General features: G+C 41.0%; 15 protein-coding genes. 9 read left to right on the top strand and 6 right to left on the bottom strand.

Annotation, left to right across the window (positions count from 1 at the left end):
* Positions 1-498, bottom strand: coding sequence for a GtrA family protein (locus E0F88_RS01265; protein ID WP_131955884.1), 498 nt, complete (start codon positions 496-498; stop codon positions 1-3).
* 275 nt (positions 499-773) lie between these two features.
* Here E0F88_RS01265 and E0F88_RS01260 point away from each other — a divergent pair, with 275 nt between their 5' ends.
* Both E0F88_RS01260 and E0F88_RS01255 read left to right on the top strand, forming a co-directional pair.
* The gene (locus E0F88_RS01260; RefSeq protein ID WP_131955882.1) at positions 774-1,292 is read left to right on the top strand and encodes a hypothetical protein; all 519 of its coding nucleotides are present in this window, start codon (positions 774-776) and stop codon (positions 1,290-1,292) included.
* A 12-nt stretch (positions 1,293-1,304) separates the two neighbouring features.
* Positions 1,305-1,922: a hypothetical protein gene (locus E0F88_RS01255; protein ID WP_131955880.1), complete on the top strand. Its 618-nt coding sequence runs from the start codon at positions 1,305-1,307 to the stop codon at positions 1,920-1,922.
* 13 nt (positions 1,923-1,935) lie between these two features.
* On the opposite strand, the gene E0F88_RS01250 is transcribed toward E0F88_RS01255, so the two are convergent.
* The 3 genes from E0F88_RS01250 to E0F88_RS01240 form a co-directional block, all read right to left on the bottom strand.
* On the bottom strand, positions 1,936-2,955 hold the full coding sequence (locus E0F88_RS01250; RefSeq protein WP_165939984.1) for an SMP-30/gluconolactonase/LRE family protein: 1,020 nt from the start codon (positions 2,953-2,955) through the stop codon (positions 1,936-1,938).
* Between the two features lie 65 nt (positions 2,956-3,020).
* Positions 3,021-4,517, bottom strand: coding sequence for an alpha-amylase family glycosyl hydrolase (locus tag E0F88_RS01245; RefSeq protein ID WP_131955878.1), 1,497 nt, complete (start codon positions 4,515-4,517; stop codon positions 3,021-3,023).
* A 218-nt stretch (positions 4,518-4,735) separates the two neighbouring features.
* Complete coding sequence (locus E0F88_RS01240) at positions 4,736-5,323, bottom strand: Maf family nucleotide pyrophosphatase (RefSeq protein ID WP_131955877.1); 588 nt, start codon at positions 5,321-5,323, stop codon at positions 4,736-4,738.
* A 166-nt stretch (positions 5,324-5,489) separates the two neighbouring features.
* On the opposite strand from E0F88_RS01240, the gene E0F88_RS01235 reads away from it, so the two are divergent.
* Positions 5,490-5,960, top strand: a complete 471-nt coding sequence (locus E0F88_RS01235; RefSeq protein WP_131955875.1) for a MarR family winged helix-turn-helix transcriptional regulator — start codon at positions 5,490-5,492, stop codon at positions 5,958-5,960.
* A gap of 42 nt (positions 5,961-6,002) precedes the next feature.
* Positions 6,003-6,617 carry a YceI family protein gene (locus tag E0F88_RS01230; protein WP_131956788.1) on the top strand — a complete coding sequence of 205 codons (615 nt, stop codon included), beginning with the start codon at positions 6,003-6,005 and terminating at the stop codon, positions 6,615-6,617.
* A gap of 98 nt (positions 6,618-6,715) precedes the next feature.
* On the opposite strand, the gene E0F88_RS01225 is transcribed toward E0F88_RS01230, so the two are convergent.
* Positions 6,716-7,156 carry a type I restriction enzyme HsdR N-terminal domain-containing protein gene (locus tag E0F88_RS01225; protein WP_131955873.1) on the bottom strand — a complete coding sequence of 147 codons (441 nt, stop codon included), beginning with the start codon at positions 7,154-7,156 and terminating at the stop codon, positions 6,716-6,718.
* A 98-nt stretch (positions 7,157-7,254) separates the two neighbouring features.
* Between E0F88_RS01225 and E0F88_RS01220 the strand changes: the two genes are divergently transcribed.
* The 4 genes from E0F88_RS01220 to E0F88_RS01205 all read left to right on the top strand — a co-directional run bounded on the left by E0F88_RS01220 (position 7,255) and on the right by E0F88_RS01205 (position 10,617).
* Complete coding sequence (locus E0F88_RS01220; protein WP_131955871.1) at positions 7,255-8,028, top strand: AMP nucleosidase; 774 nt, start codon at positions 7,255-7,257, stop codon at positions 8,026-8,028.
* 31 nt (positions 8,029-8,059) lie between these two features.
* Positions 8,060-8,440 (top strand): globin domain-containing protein, encoded by a 381-nt coding sequence (locus tag E0F88_RS01215; protein WP_229213640.1) that lies wholly within the window; start codon positions 8,060-8,062, stop codon positions 8,438-8,440.
* A 445-nt stretch (positions 8,441-8,885) separates the two neighbouring features.
* Positions 8,886-10,304, top strand: coding sequence for a CCA tRNA nucleotidyltransferase (locus E0F88_RS01210; RefSeq protein ID WP_131955869.1), 1,419 nt, complete (start codon positions 8,886-8,888; stop codon positions 10,302-10,304).
* A gap of 112 nt (positions 10,305-10,416) precedes the next feature.
* The gene (locus tag E0F88_RS01205) at positions 10,417-10,617 is read left to right on the top strand and encodes a hypothetical protein (RefSeq protein ID WP_131955867.1); all 201 of its coding nucleotides are present in this window, start codon (positions 10,417-10,419) and stop codon (positions 10,615-10,617) included.
* On the opposite strand, the gene E0F88_RS01200 is transcribed toward E0F88_RS01205, so the two are convergent.
* A complete protein-coding gene (locus E0F88_RS01200) occupies positions 10,614-11,921 on the bottom strand; it encodes a DUF2851 family protein (RefSeq protein ID WP_131955865.1) in 1,308 nt (435 codons plus the stop codon). The two genes, E0F88_RS01205 and E0F88_RS01200, sit on opposite strands and share 4 nt — an antisense overlap.
* A 136-nt stretch (positions 11,922-12,057) precedes the next feature.
* Here E0F88_RS01200 and mtgA point away from each other — a divergent pair, with 136 nt between their 5' ends.
* The gene (gene mtgA / locus E0F88_RS01195) at positions 12,058-12,744 is read left to right on the top strand and encodes a monofunctional biosynthetic peptidoglycan transglycosylase (RefSeq protein ID WP_131955863.1); all 687 of its coding nucleotides are present in this window, start codon (positions 12,058-12,060) and stop codon (positions 12,742-12,744) included.
* The last annotated feature ends 121 nt before the right edge of the window (positions 12,745-12,865 follow it).

Here is a 12,865-nt window from a genome sequence, read left to right as displayed (position 1 = left end):
TTAGCGGATCAGGACTTTTAACCGGTTGTAAAAGCCTGTACTTTTGAAGGTAAAAGTTTTGTGTAGAATATAATTGCTGATAAAGCTGAATCCCATTCCGACGATGTAACAAACCATGTCATTGACATTGACATCTTTTTTGGAATAGGGTATAAAAAAAATGTATTTCTCGAAATAATTATTTGAAATGTAATAGGCAGCAGTTGAAAATATGTAAGTTACAAATCCTGAAAATACAGCTACCATTAGAAATTTGACCATTTCCCGGCGGCTTTGGTTTGATTTCCGGGCATCAAATGCAAATAATTTTGTTAATGCGAAACCGACAATGAAAGATGCAGCATAAGCTGGCAAAATCGATTCCTGGAAAGTTAAATTAAACCAATCCTGAAATAAACTACTACAAAGTAGCTGAACTACTGCTCCTGTGCCGGCTACAAGAAAATAAACAATTAAATCTTTTGCATTAAAAATTTTACTCTTTTGACCTTGCGACACTTTGTGTATAGTTAGTTTGCAACTTTTCAAATCAGGGCGCAATATTAAAAATAAAATGATCCTGAAACAATTCAGGCACGGCAATTTGATTCAATGGTAATCGATCAGATTGTGCAATACGTAAATATTGTTGTGACCGATTTGATACTTTGCTGTCTTAATCTATCATCTTTGCTGCCAGGTTGGTTTTTTGCATATCAGCGGATAACTTAATTAAAGCAGTAAGAACAGGATTTTTGTATTTGCCGGCTTTGCTGGCCATTTTATTTTTAGTTATGAAAAAATATTTTTTGATTATCGCATTCTCACTAACAGTGTTCATTGCCAGTGCGCAAACCCAAAAGTGGGCAATCGGGTTTAAAATTGGGGAACCAACCGGTGTCAGTCTTCGTAAGTATGGGGATCGTAACGGGCTGGACCTGACAATAGGTACCTACACCGGTTTTCTCAAAAACAAGAAAACGTATAAGAGCTCCAAGGATGATCTGGGCAACATCGGACTAACCTTTAATGGCACCTATCTTTGGTACGTTCCCTTCCTGAACGACCGGATGATGGCTTACGGCGGAGTAGGAGTCCAGTTGAACTCGCGACGTTATTATCCTGATAGAAACATAAATTCGGTGCACACAACCAACATTTCCACAGGACCTTCTGCAACCGCCGGACTTGAATTTTTCTTTGCCAACAAACCAACTTCGTTTTTTGTTGAAGGTGGCGGTTATATAGAATTATTGCCTAAGATATTCTATTTCAATCCTAATCTTAACATCGGTTTAAGACATAATTTCTAAATCATTCAGGGTATGAAAACCAAAAATTTACTGTTTTTTGTTTTTGCCGTTTATGCCGGTTTTTCCTGCACAGGGGTGAAAAATATGTCAGGGACTCTTTCCAAATCGGATAACGGAAGGAGTACAGCAACAACGACTACCAGCAAACATGGTGATTATCTCTCATCGGGTTCGACGACGGACAGCAGTTACCGCAGGCCGGTTTCGAAAAGTTCATATACCCCCGTAATTTCTGCCACAGAAACAAGGAATTCAGAAACATACCGAAAGGATTATGGGAGATTAGCAGATACCAAAACAGAAAATTCAGTTCCCGTTATTTCCGGAAATGTTGATTATAATCAAAAGCTCATTGCTTTGTATACTGAGATGGACAAGATGGCGGATGTTGTTTTGTACGAACTTGATATTACCGAACGGCGTTGGAACATGCTTTTGGAAAAATATAAGACATCAAATGCCAACGATCGTGATATGATTTCAAGAGATCTTGACAAACTCACTGCAGATCAGCTGACGCTTTACAAAGCGTACACGAATATCTACAAAAACGGGAAATCAGATTGGCCAAGGGTAAAAAGTGAAGTAGAATCAACCCTAATGAATTTGAGGGGATTTGATAAAAAATGATCGCGGAGCCGGGTTACCATCCGGCTCCTTTTGTATTTGTCTTTATACGGCACAGATAACCGTCGACAGTCAGGTAAAGGACGGTTCCATCATTTCCCCAGGCGCAGTTGGACGTCAGTTCTCCCATTTCAATTCTCCCAAGTAATTTTCCAGCAGGTGTAATAACCAATAAACCTCCCGGGCCGGACGACCAGATATTGCCATTTTGATCAACCTTAAAACCATCGGGTAAACCTGCGGAACCTGCCTTTACCATTGCAGTTGCATCGTAAAGCAGTTTTCCTTTGCCTATATTTCCATCATTATCAACCGGATAAGACATCCAGATTGCTTTCTCGGGATCCGACTGTGCTACATAAAGTAATTTTCCATCAGTAGAAAAAGCAAGTCCGTTTGGTCGGGACAGATCTCCAATCTGCAAGGTCGTTTTTCCTTCCGGACTTATTCTGTACACACCAAATTGTTTTACTTCTCTCGACGGGTCATCCTGTTTTTTAGCAAGTCCGTATGGTGGATCGGTGAAATAGTAGCTGCCATTTGTTTTATGCTGAACAACATCATTCGGGCTGTTTAAACGTTTGCCTTCATAATTATCACTTAACGTGATTTTTCCTCCCAAAGTCAAAGACATAGCAGAAATACGGCGATCTCCGTGTTCGGAGGAAATTAACCTGCCTTTGCTGTCAATAAATAGTCCGTTACTTCCCGGTTCATCGCTGTATTCACCCAGGCCCGTATACCCCGAAGGTTTGAGAAAAACGGAAAGTCCTGATTTTTCTTCCCATTTATAAACGGTGTTTTTAGGCACGTCCGAAAACAGCAAATATCCGCCTTCTTTATTCCAAACCGGTCCTTCCGACCACTCAAAACCGGATGCAAGTACTTCGATCTTTGAGGATTTGGGGAGCAGCTTCTCAAATGCGGCATCTTCATAAATGATTTTGCCCATTGTTGGATAAGCTTTCTGTGCCAGTAGAACGCTGCCGGTTAGCAGAAAACAGCACGCCAAAAGAAGTAAAGAAGTTGGTTTCATTTTCAGGTTTTTCTTTTTGTCAGATAAAAGATATGCCGGCTTGCGTCCTACTACTGTCATTGTTTTCAGCATAAAACCAGACTTGCGAAAGGCGGCAGGTTCCAGCTTGAATTTACTTCGCTGACGATTTTATCACTTGCAAAAAGCACAGTTTTAAAATTTTTCTTTTCCTCAGGAAGCTGAACAGTTTTTGCATTTCCTGATAAATTATGAATAATCAAAACCGATTTGTCAACATTCGGACGGAGATAGGCGAGGAGTTCATCGTCTAAAAGGTGAACATTTAGCAGGTTTGGAGCAATTGTCTGACCAAGTGCAGGCTCACTTTTTCTAAGCGCAATTAAGGTTTTGTAATGGTTAAAAACCGATTGGGGATCCGCTTCCTGTTGCGCAAGGGGTTGTATATTTTTCAGGGTTGAAAATTCAGACTGTATCCATGCCGTGCGATCCGGATCGTCCGCTTTTTCAGTCCACAAGAAAGGTTCGCGTATATAAGGATCAGGTTTAGTGCCGAGCATTCCGAGCTCTTCACCATAATAAATATAAGGCTGTCCAGGTAAGGTAAGCAGGACGGATGCTGCTAGTTTTATTTTACCGGTATTGTTGGCGACTACACTCCCGATCCTGTCCTGGTCGTGATTGGTCAGGATAGTCGCATCGACAAATAACGGGTTGTATTTTGCAAACAGGAGATAACTTTCCAACAATTTTGCAATCAGGTTTTCATCTTTTTCTTTTATCAAAATCCGTTGCAGCGCAAAACTCAAATCGAAATGAAAGGCTCCGTTCAGGTTTTTAAAGTAAGGAGCAACCTCGGCAGCCGGCGCCCAGATTTCACCGACTGTGTAGGCCTCTGGTTTAATGTTTCTGACAAAATAATCAAAATACCACCAAAAATTCTGGTTATTATATTCCACCCAGGGCGGATAAATGTGGCGGGCTGCATCGAGCCGGAAGCCATCCACACCGATATCGATAAGCCAGAAATAAATAATTTTGGAGAGTTCAAACCGCAGTTCTTCCGAATCATAATTCAGGTCCGGCATGCCTTTCCAGAACATCCCGTAAAACTGTTCCTCATCGCCGGGATTGTCATGCCATGGATAAACCTCATCCGAATCTGCCGAAGTCTCTCTTTTACCAATACCTAATTCTTCAATTTTTTCAGGTGTCATCCACCAGAAAAACTTTCGGTATGGATTATCGGGACTTTTGCTTGCTTCAATAAACCAGGGGTGCAAAGTGCTGATGTGGTTTACGATCAGATCAAGATAAACGGCTATGCCACGCTCATGCGCCTGGGAAAGCAGGTTTCTAAAATCGTTAAGTGTGCCGTATTCAGGATCTATTTCGTAGAAATCGACGACATCATATTTGTGATAACTCGGAGAAGGGTGTACAGGTGTAAGCCAGATTGCCTCAATTCCAAGATCCCGGAGATAGTCCAGTTTTGAAATGATGCCGTTTAAATCACCAATGCCGTCACCGTTGGAGTCGCAAAAGGAACGGACAAAAATCTCGTAACAGACGCGCGGAATAAATTTCGTTTTATCAGTTATCATGAAAAGTGTCGGTCGGTTGGGAATTTAAAGCCTGTTTAGATTTAGAATGTAAAATTGTTTATCGCTCATTTTTTGAGCGACCGTCGCGCGGCGAAACAAGGTTAATTTTTATAGTGACGGTGCGCCGCGCGATAGCGAGCTATCGCGGAAAAATTTGACGCGGTTGTAGCTAAAAAATAGCATAAACAAATTACAGAATGAATTTTAACAGGCTCTTATTATGATGAAGTATTCATGTAAGGTTTTAGCAGCTGGTAAACCAAATGTACCGGAAGACCCATGATCGTATAAAATGATCCTTCAATTTTTTCGATACCAATCATGCCAATCCACTCTTGAATTCCGTAGGATCCCGCTTTGTCAAACGGTTTATATTGCTCAATATAGTAGTTTATTTCCGCATCATCCAGTTGCAGGAACGTAACCAGTGCAGTATCCGATACGGTTGTGATCGTATTTTCGTGCAAAATGCTAACCGCTGTAACGACCTGATGTGAATTTCCGGACATCATTTTCAACATCCGGAACGCGTCATCCCGGTTTGCCGGTTTGCCCAGAATCTGATTGTCCTGAATAACAACCGTATCTGCTGTCAGGACAAGTTTATCACTGTTTGCCGGACTTTTGAACATTTCTGCCTTTTCGTGTGAAATAAATCCAGCCACCTGATTTGACGCAAGATCGGCGGGAAAACTTTCATCTGTCGGCAAAACCTTTAATTCAAATTCAAATCCAGCTTCTGATAACAGTTGTTTTCTTCTCGGAGAATTGGAAGCAAGTATTAGTTTTTTCTTTAACTGAAACATTTAATTGAATTTTGTAAAAGGTTTAAGTGTCTGATTTTTAAATATTTGAAATTTAGTAAAAATATAAATCAAAATTTTTCTTCAAACAATGAACCATTAAAAGATAAATACATGTTACTACATTAAATGTATATACATAAGTATTGCATCTTAAATGATTCAGACCATGTCTATTGAAACTGATATAAAACAGAAAAAATTTCGAAGTCCTTATCAAAGGCTTTCTATTAATCTGACGTATACGAGCAATTGGTTGGGCTATAAGCAGTTAGAGCTTTTTAAGGAACATGATATAACTTCCCAGCAATACAATGTGCTGAGGATTTTAAGAGGGCAGCAGTCAAATGCGATCAAGGTTACTGAAATAGCCGAGCGTATGCTGGATAAAAATTCGAATACATCCAGGCTGATCGACAAACTTTTGGTAAAAGGCTGGGCAGAACGCACTTCCTGTCCGAGTGACCGACGCGCTGTTGATGTAGTGATTACACCGGCAGGTCTTGATCTTTTATCCAAAATGGATCCGGCACTTGAAGAGTGGGAAAACGGTCTTAGTTCTGTGATCACTCCGGAAGAAGCAGATTTGATGAGCAGCCTGCTCGATAAGATGCGTGAAGCAGAAAACAATAATTTATAATAACAGTAAACAACAATCAATTACAATTTAATGAAAACTACAATGAACTCAGTGAAATCTTTTGTTGCATCTCTTGCACTTGCTCTTTTTGTTTCTTCAGCAGTTTCGGCGGCAGATGCTGGTAAAGCAAAAGCAACAAACTATAAGGTAAATGCTTCAAAAAGCGAACTTACATGGCTTGGAAAAAAAGTCACAGGTGAGCATACCGGCAAAATTTCTTTGAAAGAAGGCGTTATCACTATGGACGGCGCGAAACTGACTGGTGGTAAATTTGTTGCTGATCTTACAAGCATCACTTGTACTGACCTTACAGACAAAGAGTACAACGGTAAACTGATTGGTCACTTGAAATCAGATGATTTCTTTTCGGTCGAAAAACATCCTACTGCAACTTTCGTAGTAACAAAAGTTGCTCCAAAAAGCGCTGGTGTTTATGACGTTACCGGTAACCTTACTATCAAAGGAATCACAAAACCAACTACTTTCCCTGTAACTGTTAAAACTACCTCAACTGGTGCAGAAGCAACTGGTACATTGGTTGTTGACCGTTCTAAATACGATATTAAATACAACTCCAAGTCATTCTTTGAAAATCTTGGTGACAAAATGATCAATGATGATTTCACTATCGATGTTAAATTGGTAGCAGCGAAATAATCTTAGGAACTGAAATTCCGTCAGAAAGTTACCGAAAACGCCTGTCAGACTTCAGATTTGACAGGCGTTTTCTATTTTAAAAATAATCAGAAATTAAATTACTGTCTGTAAACCGGAAAATCGTCCAGGTACTCAATCCGGCCATTAACAGCCTGAAAACAATAGTGGCTCATGCCATTTGTTGCGGCCAGATAAGTTGGTCGCAGCGTGAAATTGTACCGGCTGATCTGGGCCAATGCAGCTTCTCCAACAGAGATAAACGGCGCTTTGCATTCAACCAGCAAAAAAGGACTGCCGTCTCCGGCCAGAATCATGATGTCGGTTCTTTTGGCAAGTGTATTGTATTTCATTCCCGTTTCAATCGCAAATAAGGATTTGGGATAACCATATTGATTGATAAGGAGATGTATAAAATGCTGGCGCACCCATTCCTCAGGCGTAAGCGAAACGAATTTTCTGCGTATAATGTCAAAAATATATGGTTTCCCGTTTACCTGCTTAACTTTGTATTCGAACGCGGGAAGATTCAATGATTCCATAGACGAAGATAATACATTGAAAAAGAAAAAATGATTGTAAACTTATCTTGAGAAGCCGTTGCGGTGTGTTTGAGCAAACTGAACCTAATTAAGAAAATATGACTACCAAAGAACAAATCGTTGAAAACTGGCTTCCGCGTTACACAGGTACACCTGTTGAGGAATTTGGCAGTTATATTTTGTTGACCAATTTCGTAAACTATGTAACGATGTTTGCGGAAAAGTTTGAGGTTGAGATAAAAGGGCAGGGCAGGGCGATGCAAACGGCTACGGCCAATGACATCACAATCATCAATTTCGGGATGGGAAGCCCGATGGCAGCTACGGTTATGGACCTGCTGTCCGCGATCAGCCCCAAGGCAGTTCTTTTTTTAGGAAAATGCGGCGGTTTGAAAAAAACACAGGTTGGAGATCTGATCCTTCCAATTGCAGCGATCCGGGGAGAAGGAACGAGTGATGACTACATGCCCGCAGAAATTCCTGCATTACCTTCATTTCGTCTTCAGAGCACGGTATCTGCAAGTATCGCAAAGCACAAACTGGATTACTGGACAGGAACAGTTTACACAACCAATCGCCGGATTTGGGAACATGATGACACTTTTAAAGAATATCTCCGGGATATCAGGGCAATGGCGATTGATATGGAAACGGCTACTATTTTCATTGTAGGCTTTGCAAATTCAATTCCTCATGGTGCGCTTTTGCTTGTGTCCGATAACCCGCTGGTGCCCGAAGGTGTAAAAACAGAAGAAAGTGACAAAAAGGTGACGAACGATTATGTAAAACGCCATTTGGAAATTGGGATAGACTCACTTACCGAACTGGCACGTTCAGGAGAATCGGTGAAACACCTTCGTTTCGAAAGTTAATAGTACCTGCGTAAATGAATGAGGAAGAAAAATGAATGAAATAGATAACAGATCACTTTATGAACGCATTGGCGGTGATCAGGCATTAACGCTGCTCACCGACCGGTTTTATGACCTGGTTTTTGAGCATGAATTAATATCCCGGCTTTTCAAGAGCGATAAGAATGAAATAAAAGAAAAACAGCGTCTCTTTCTTACCCAGTTTCTGGGAGGGCCCCAGTTATACTCTGATGTGCACGGCCACCCGATGATGCGGGCACGCCATATGCCGCATACCATTACCGAAGATGATGCCGTGGCATGGCTTCAATGCATGTCTACCGCAGTTGGCGAACTTCCGATAGATAAGTCATTAAAAGACGAATTATTTGATCGTTTCCCACGAACTGCATTTTTTATGGTAAATAGTTGACTATTCCTGCTTAAAAAATAGACGGCTTTCAGCGGTCTGAAAACAGCCCTCCTAAAATTAATTAAAATAATTATACGTTTTACGGATCTAAAGTAGCCAAAAAAGCGTAACTTGTTTTCAATGTGATAATTTTAGTATAAAATGTAATTATGGGCGCATGAGTTTACTGGTGTACTTGCTTCGGTTTTTGGTGGGAATGATTTGGCTTGTGGCCGTTGCTATAACTGCAATTTTACTTGCACCTTTTCAGCTTTTCGTAATGTTGTCCGCCCATATCTGGCAGCCACAGAACATTCGTTACTAGATTTTAATCAATACAATTGATCGTCTTCAACCTGTTGTCGGCAGAATTTGCTGTATGTGACAAAATGAGGTGCTTATTGTATTTTGTCTTCACTAAAACGCTTTTGGTGTAGTTAAGGGTAAGAATTTATACCTTTGCCGCATGAATTTTAAAGAGCAGTTAATCCATTATCCAATTCTTGAAATTGTTGCCAAAGCTTCGGAAGAGCTGGGTGTGGATGCATATATTATTGGGGGTTTCGTTCGTGACCTTATTTTAAAACGTTCCAGCAAGGATATTGATATCGTTTCAATTGGCAGCGGGATTGAGCTGGCAGAACTTGTGGCTTCGCAGCTTGGGCCTGATGTACATGTAAGTATTTATAAAACTTTCGGAACTGCACAAATCCGTCAGGGAGATCTGGAAATTGAATTTGTTGGGGCCAGAAAAGAATCCTACACATCAGATTCACGCAAACCAGCTGTAGAAGACGGAACGTTACAGGACGATCAGAACCGGCGGGATTTTACGATCAACGCCATGGGGATAAGTCTTCACAAAAAGACATTCGGCGATTTGATCGATCCTTTCGAAGGTGTCAGAGATATCAGAAAAAAAATAATCCGAACGCCGCTTGCTCCGGATATCACGTTTTCCGATGATCCGCTGCGTATGATGCGCGCAATCCGTTTTGCTTCCCAGCTGAACTTTGATATCGAACCTGATACTTTTGACGCAATCATTGCCATGAAAGATCGGATTGAGATTGTTTCCATGGAAAGGATTTCAGACGAGCTGAATAAAATAATTCTTTCACCGGTCCCTTCTTACGGGTTTAAACTGCTTTATCATGCCGGCCTGCTTCACATTCTTTTTCCTGAAATGATTGAATTGCAGGGTGTGGAAATCATTGAAGGCAAAGGACATAAGGATAATTTTTATCATACTTTACAGGTTCTCGACAACGTCAGCAAGAACACCGATGATCTTTGGCTGAGATGGGCGGCTATACTTCATGACATCGCAAAACCTGCAACTAAAAAGTTTGACAAACGCGTAGGCTGGTCCTTTCACAATCATGAAGAAGTTGGAGCACGCATGGTTCCGGTTATTTTTCGAAGGATGAAACTACCGCTGAATGAAAAGATGAAGTTTGTAAAAAAACTGGTCCGTCTTCATTTACGTCCCATTGTGCTTTCAAAAGATCAGATAACGGATTCTGCCATGCGTCGTTTGCTGGTAGAAGCTGGTGAAGACATTGAAGCATTAATGAAACTCTGCCGGGCTGATATTACTTCCAAAAATCCTGATAAGGTAAAACGCTTCCTGCAAAACTTTGATCTGGTTGAACAGAAACTGAAAGATCTGGAAGAACGTGACAAACTGCGGAACTTTCAGCCGGTTATCACAGGTGAAATTATCATTGATACTTTCGGATTGAAACCTTCGCGCGAAGTAGGGATTATGAAGGAAATTGTCAGGGAGGCGATTCTGGAAGGTATTATTCCCAATGAGTTTGACAAAGCTTTTGCTTTCATGATTGAAGAAGGGAAAAAAATGGGATTGACTCCTGTGCAGTAGAAATTTGCATTATAGACATTTTCTTATCCTGTTTGACCAGATACCATATTGTTCTGTCGCCTTCGATTTCCTACTTTTGCAGACCTGATAAATCGATTTTTTAATACCTCCAATGGAAGCTACACGTTTCAGACGTTTTTTTGGTGCCTTACTTACACTGCTTGGCATCGCGGTTTTACTTTTTGCCTGTGTGGCATTCTTGTCAGACAAGCCTGTTTTGGGACTTACAGTGACCAAGTGGGAATCGGTTGTGCCATTTTTGGTTGGTTCGGTTTTTCTTCTGACGGGTGTTAATCTGGTAAGCCGATCTTAGGAACGAACAAGGCCCGAGCCGACGATACAATCCAGGCATTTTCGTTTTGAACAATAGTTGTTGAACCATTCGATTAGGGCTTGCGAGTCACCTGCTGTTTTTACTTTCATTCCCAGCTTTTCCCATTCCCGGGTTATGCGGTTATTTTCTGTTGGGATTTCCGATAACCAGCTTATCGCTCTTTCCAATATCTCCGGCTGCTGACGGTTTTTGGAATAGGCAACCATCAGCGGAACAACAGCATTGATAATCAGTAAATTGATTGCGTCTTTTCCCATAGCCGGAACTTTTGATTTTGATATTTTTCCAAACTGAAAGTGTTTTTGCCAGTATTCTGATTGCTCTAAATTCAGCAGTTCGTGCATCGGTCTTACCGTTTTTGGTGAAGTCAGTGAAGAAAATAAACCATTGCTTTTACTTAACAAAACAGCCAGCTGTGCAAGACGAATTGTCGGAAAACCGGCCGGCCGCAGCCGCAAAAATTTCCATTCATGCGGCTTCATCTGTGTATTTTGTAACCGGTATTTTGCGGAAAGAAATTTGTATTCACGATTTAATGCTATTATGTAAGACGTTTCAAGCGAAGTTATATCCGACTGATCAACTTCCGGATTTCCCGGAATCAAACCTGCTGTTCCAAAAAGTATGGCTTCGATTTGAAGAAGACTGTTACGATGTTTTAAAATAATTTTTAACGGAACCGCTTGGCTGAGCCTTAAAAACGCAGGATCGTTTAGTTTAAAGCCAAAGTGCTGTGTCAGCCATTGATAAGCAGTTTCTTCCCAGTCCTGTTGATTGGCATTCAAAAGATTTAAAACCTGTTCCCCTTTTTTATCCAATCGTTCGAGTAAAACACGATCCAGCATCGAAAACTTTTGCAGTTCCGAAACCTTTTCAAAGCTTTTGCTGCAGGGAATTTCCTCGTCTTCCTGCACGAGCTGGTTATAACGTTCGATGACAGATAATCTGACCAGGCCTTTGAGTGAGAGCGTTGGAACCAGTGAACTGTCTTGCCGGTAAACAGGTTTGTCATTTTCCCAAACAACATGTAAAACCACGCTTTCGTAAGCCGGATCGGTTTCGTGTGTATGCAGAAACCAATCGGAAGACTTTACATGAATTTCCACGCAGCCAACCCAATCCACGCCGTCAATCCGCACACGGGCATCCGAAAAATCCGGTCCGGCGTTTCGGTTTTTGAATCCTGTTCTTAAAACCGACAAGTGTGATCCTTCATCCGTCCTGAGATTTACCGATTCATAATAACCGAACCGCCATACAAAACTTAGTATCTCTTCATTCATAGCGTTCTGAAACAGAGTGTGAAGAAAAATAAGGCAGAACAGATCAAAATTTTCTTTGTCTATACCTGATTAGTTTCAGTTCTTTGTACGCTGTTTTACTCATTAGGTTTCTGTTAAGGAAGGAAAAAAATATTTTATGCTCCGCCGTTTGTCTTTTATTGCCCTTAGAATTTTTCTGTATTTTTTTGGAATTACCGTTATCTGGGTTTTAGTATTGAAATTTTTGCCCGTTTGGGTTACCCCGTTTATGCTTTCACGGAAAATCGATGCTTTTAAAGAAGATCAGGAAACCGAGATTTATAGCGATTGGGAACCGTATGAAAACATCTCAAAAGAAGTTGCATTGGCGGTAGTTGCCTCCGAAGATCAGGCTTTTCCGGATCACTGGGGTTTTGATTTTAATTCCATTTATGATGCCATGACCGAAAAGCGCAAGCGTGTCCGCGGTGCAAGTACGATTTCGCAGCAGGTGGCAAAAAATGTGTTTTTATGGCACGGAAGGAGTTTTATCCGGAAAGGCCTTGAAGCTTATTTTACCGTTTTAATCGAGATAATCTGGGGTAAAAAGCGAATTCTTGAAGTATATCTCAATGTGGCTGAAATGGGAAAAATGACCTTTGGCGTTGAGTCGGCTTCCCTGCGGTTTTACAAAAAATCAGCAAAGAATTTAACAAGGGCAGAAGCTGCGCGGATTGCGGCTGTGTTGCCCAATCCCGTACGTTTCTCTATCAAAAATCCTTCTGCTTATGTGATGAAACGCAGCAATCAGATTTCCCGTCAGATGCGTGCATTAGGCGGGCAGAAATACATTGCTGATCTGTAAATTTCTTGGTGTAAAAATCTTTCACGCTTTTGCCATTCCCGTTTTTCTTCATACCGGGATATGATTGTTGTCATATTTATACCAGGTGAAAAGTTTCAAATTTGCTAACATAGAATTGAAA

This window comes from Dyadobacter psychrotolerans (assembly GCF_004349265.1).
Taxonomy (GTDB): Bacteria; Bacteroidota; Bacteroidia; order Cytophagales; family Spirosomataceae; genus Dyadobacter; species Dyadobacter psychrotolerans.
Note: the sequence above shows the minus strand (reverse complement) of the source record. Positions and strands in the feature narration are given on the sequence as shown.

Bases quoted from the DNA above. Each gene is read 5' to 3' on its own strand.
- E0F88_RS01250 (WP_165939984.1), bottom strand. From the start codon at position 2,955: ATGAAACCAACTTCTTTACTTCTTTTGGCGTGCTGTTTTCTGCTAACC.
- E0F88_RS01220 (WP_131955871.1), top strand. From the start codon at position 7,255: ATGACTACCAAAGAACAAATCGTTGAAAACTGGCTTCCGCGTTACACA.
- E0F88_RS01200 (WP_131955865.1), bottom strand. From the start codon at position 11,921: ATGAATGAAGAGATACTAAGTTTTGTATGGCGGTTCGGTTATTATGAA.
- E0F88_RS01240 (WP_131955877.1), bottom strand. From the start codon at position 5,323: ATGTTTCAGTTAAAGAAAAAACTAATACTTGCTTCCAATTCTCCGAGA.
- E0F88_RS01205 (WP_131955867.1), top strand. From the start codon at position 10,417: ATGGAAGCTACACGTTTCAGACGTTTTTTTGGTGCCTTACTTACACTG.
- mtgA (WP_131955863.1), top strand. From the start codon at position 12,058: ATGCTCCGCCGTTTGTCTTTTATTGCCCTTAGAATTTTTCTGTATTTT.
- E0F88_RS01255 (WP_131955880.1), top strand. From the start codon at position 1,305: ATGAAAACCAAAAATTTACTGTTTTTTGTTTTTGCCGTTTATGCCGGT.
- E0F88_RS01230 (WP_131956788.1), top strand. From the start codon at position 6,003: ATGAACTCAGTGAAATCTTTTGTTGCATCTCTTGCACTTGCTCTTTTT.
- E0F88_RS01260 (WP_131955882.1), top strand. From the start codon at position 774: ATGAAAAAATATTTTTTGATTATCGCATTCTCACTAACAGTGTTCATT.
- E0F88_RS01245 (WP_131955878.1), bottom strand. From the start codon at position 4,517: ATGATAACTGATAAAACGAAATTTATTCCGCGCGTCTGTTACGAGATT.
- E0F88_RS01210 (WP_131955869.1), top strand. From the start codon at position 8,886: ATGAATTTTAAAGAGCAGTTAATCCATTATCCAATTCTTGAAATTGTT.
- E0F88_RS01225 (WP_131955873.1), bottom strand. From the start codon at position 7,156: ATGGAATCATTGAATCTTCCCGCGTTCGAATACAAAGTTAAGCAGGTA.
- E0F88_RS01235 (WP_131955875.1), top strand. From the start codon at position 5,490: ATGTCTATTGAAACTGATATAAAACAGAAAAAATTTCGAAGTCCTTAT.
- E0F88_RS01215 (WP_229213640.1), top strand. From the start codon at position 8,060: ATGAATGAAATAGATAACAGATCACTTTATGAACGCATTGGCGGTGAT.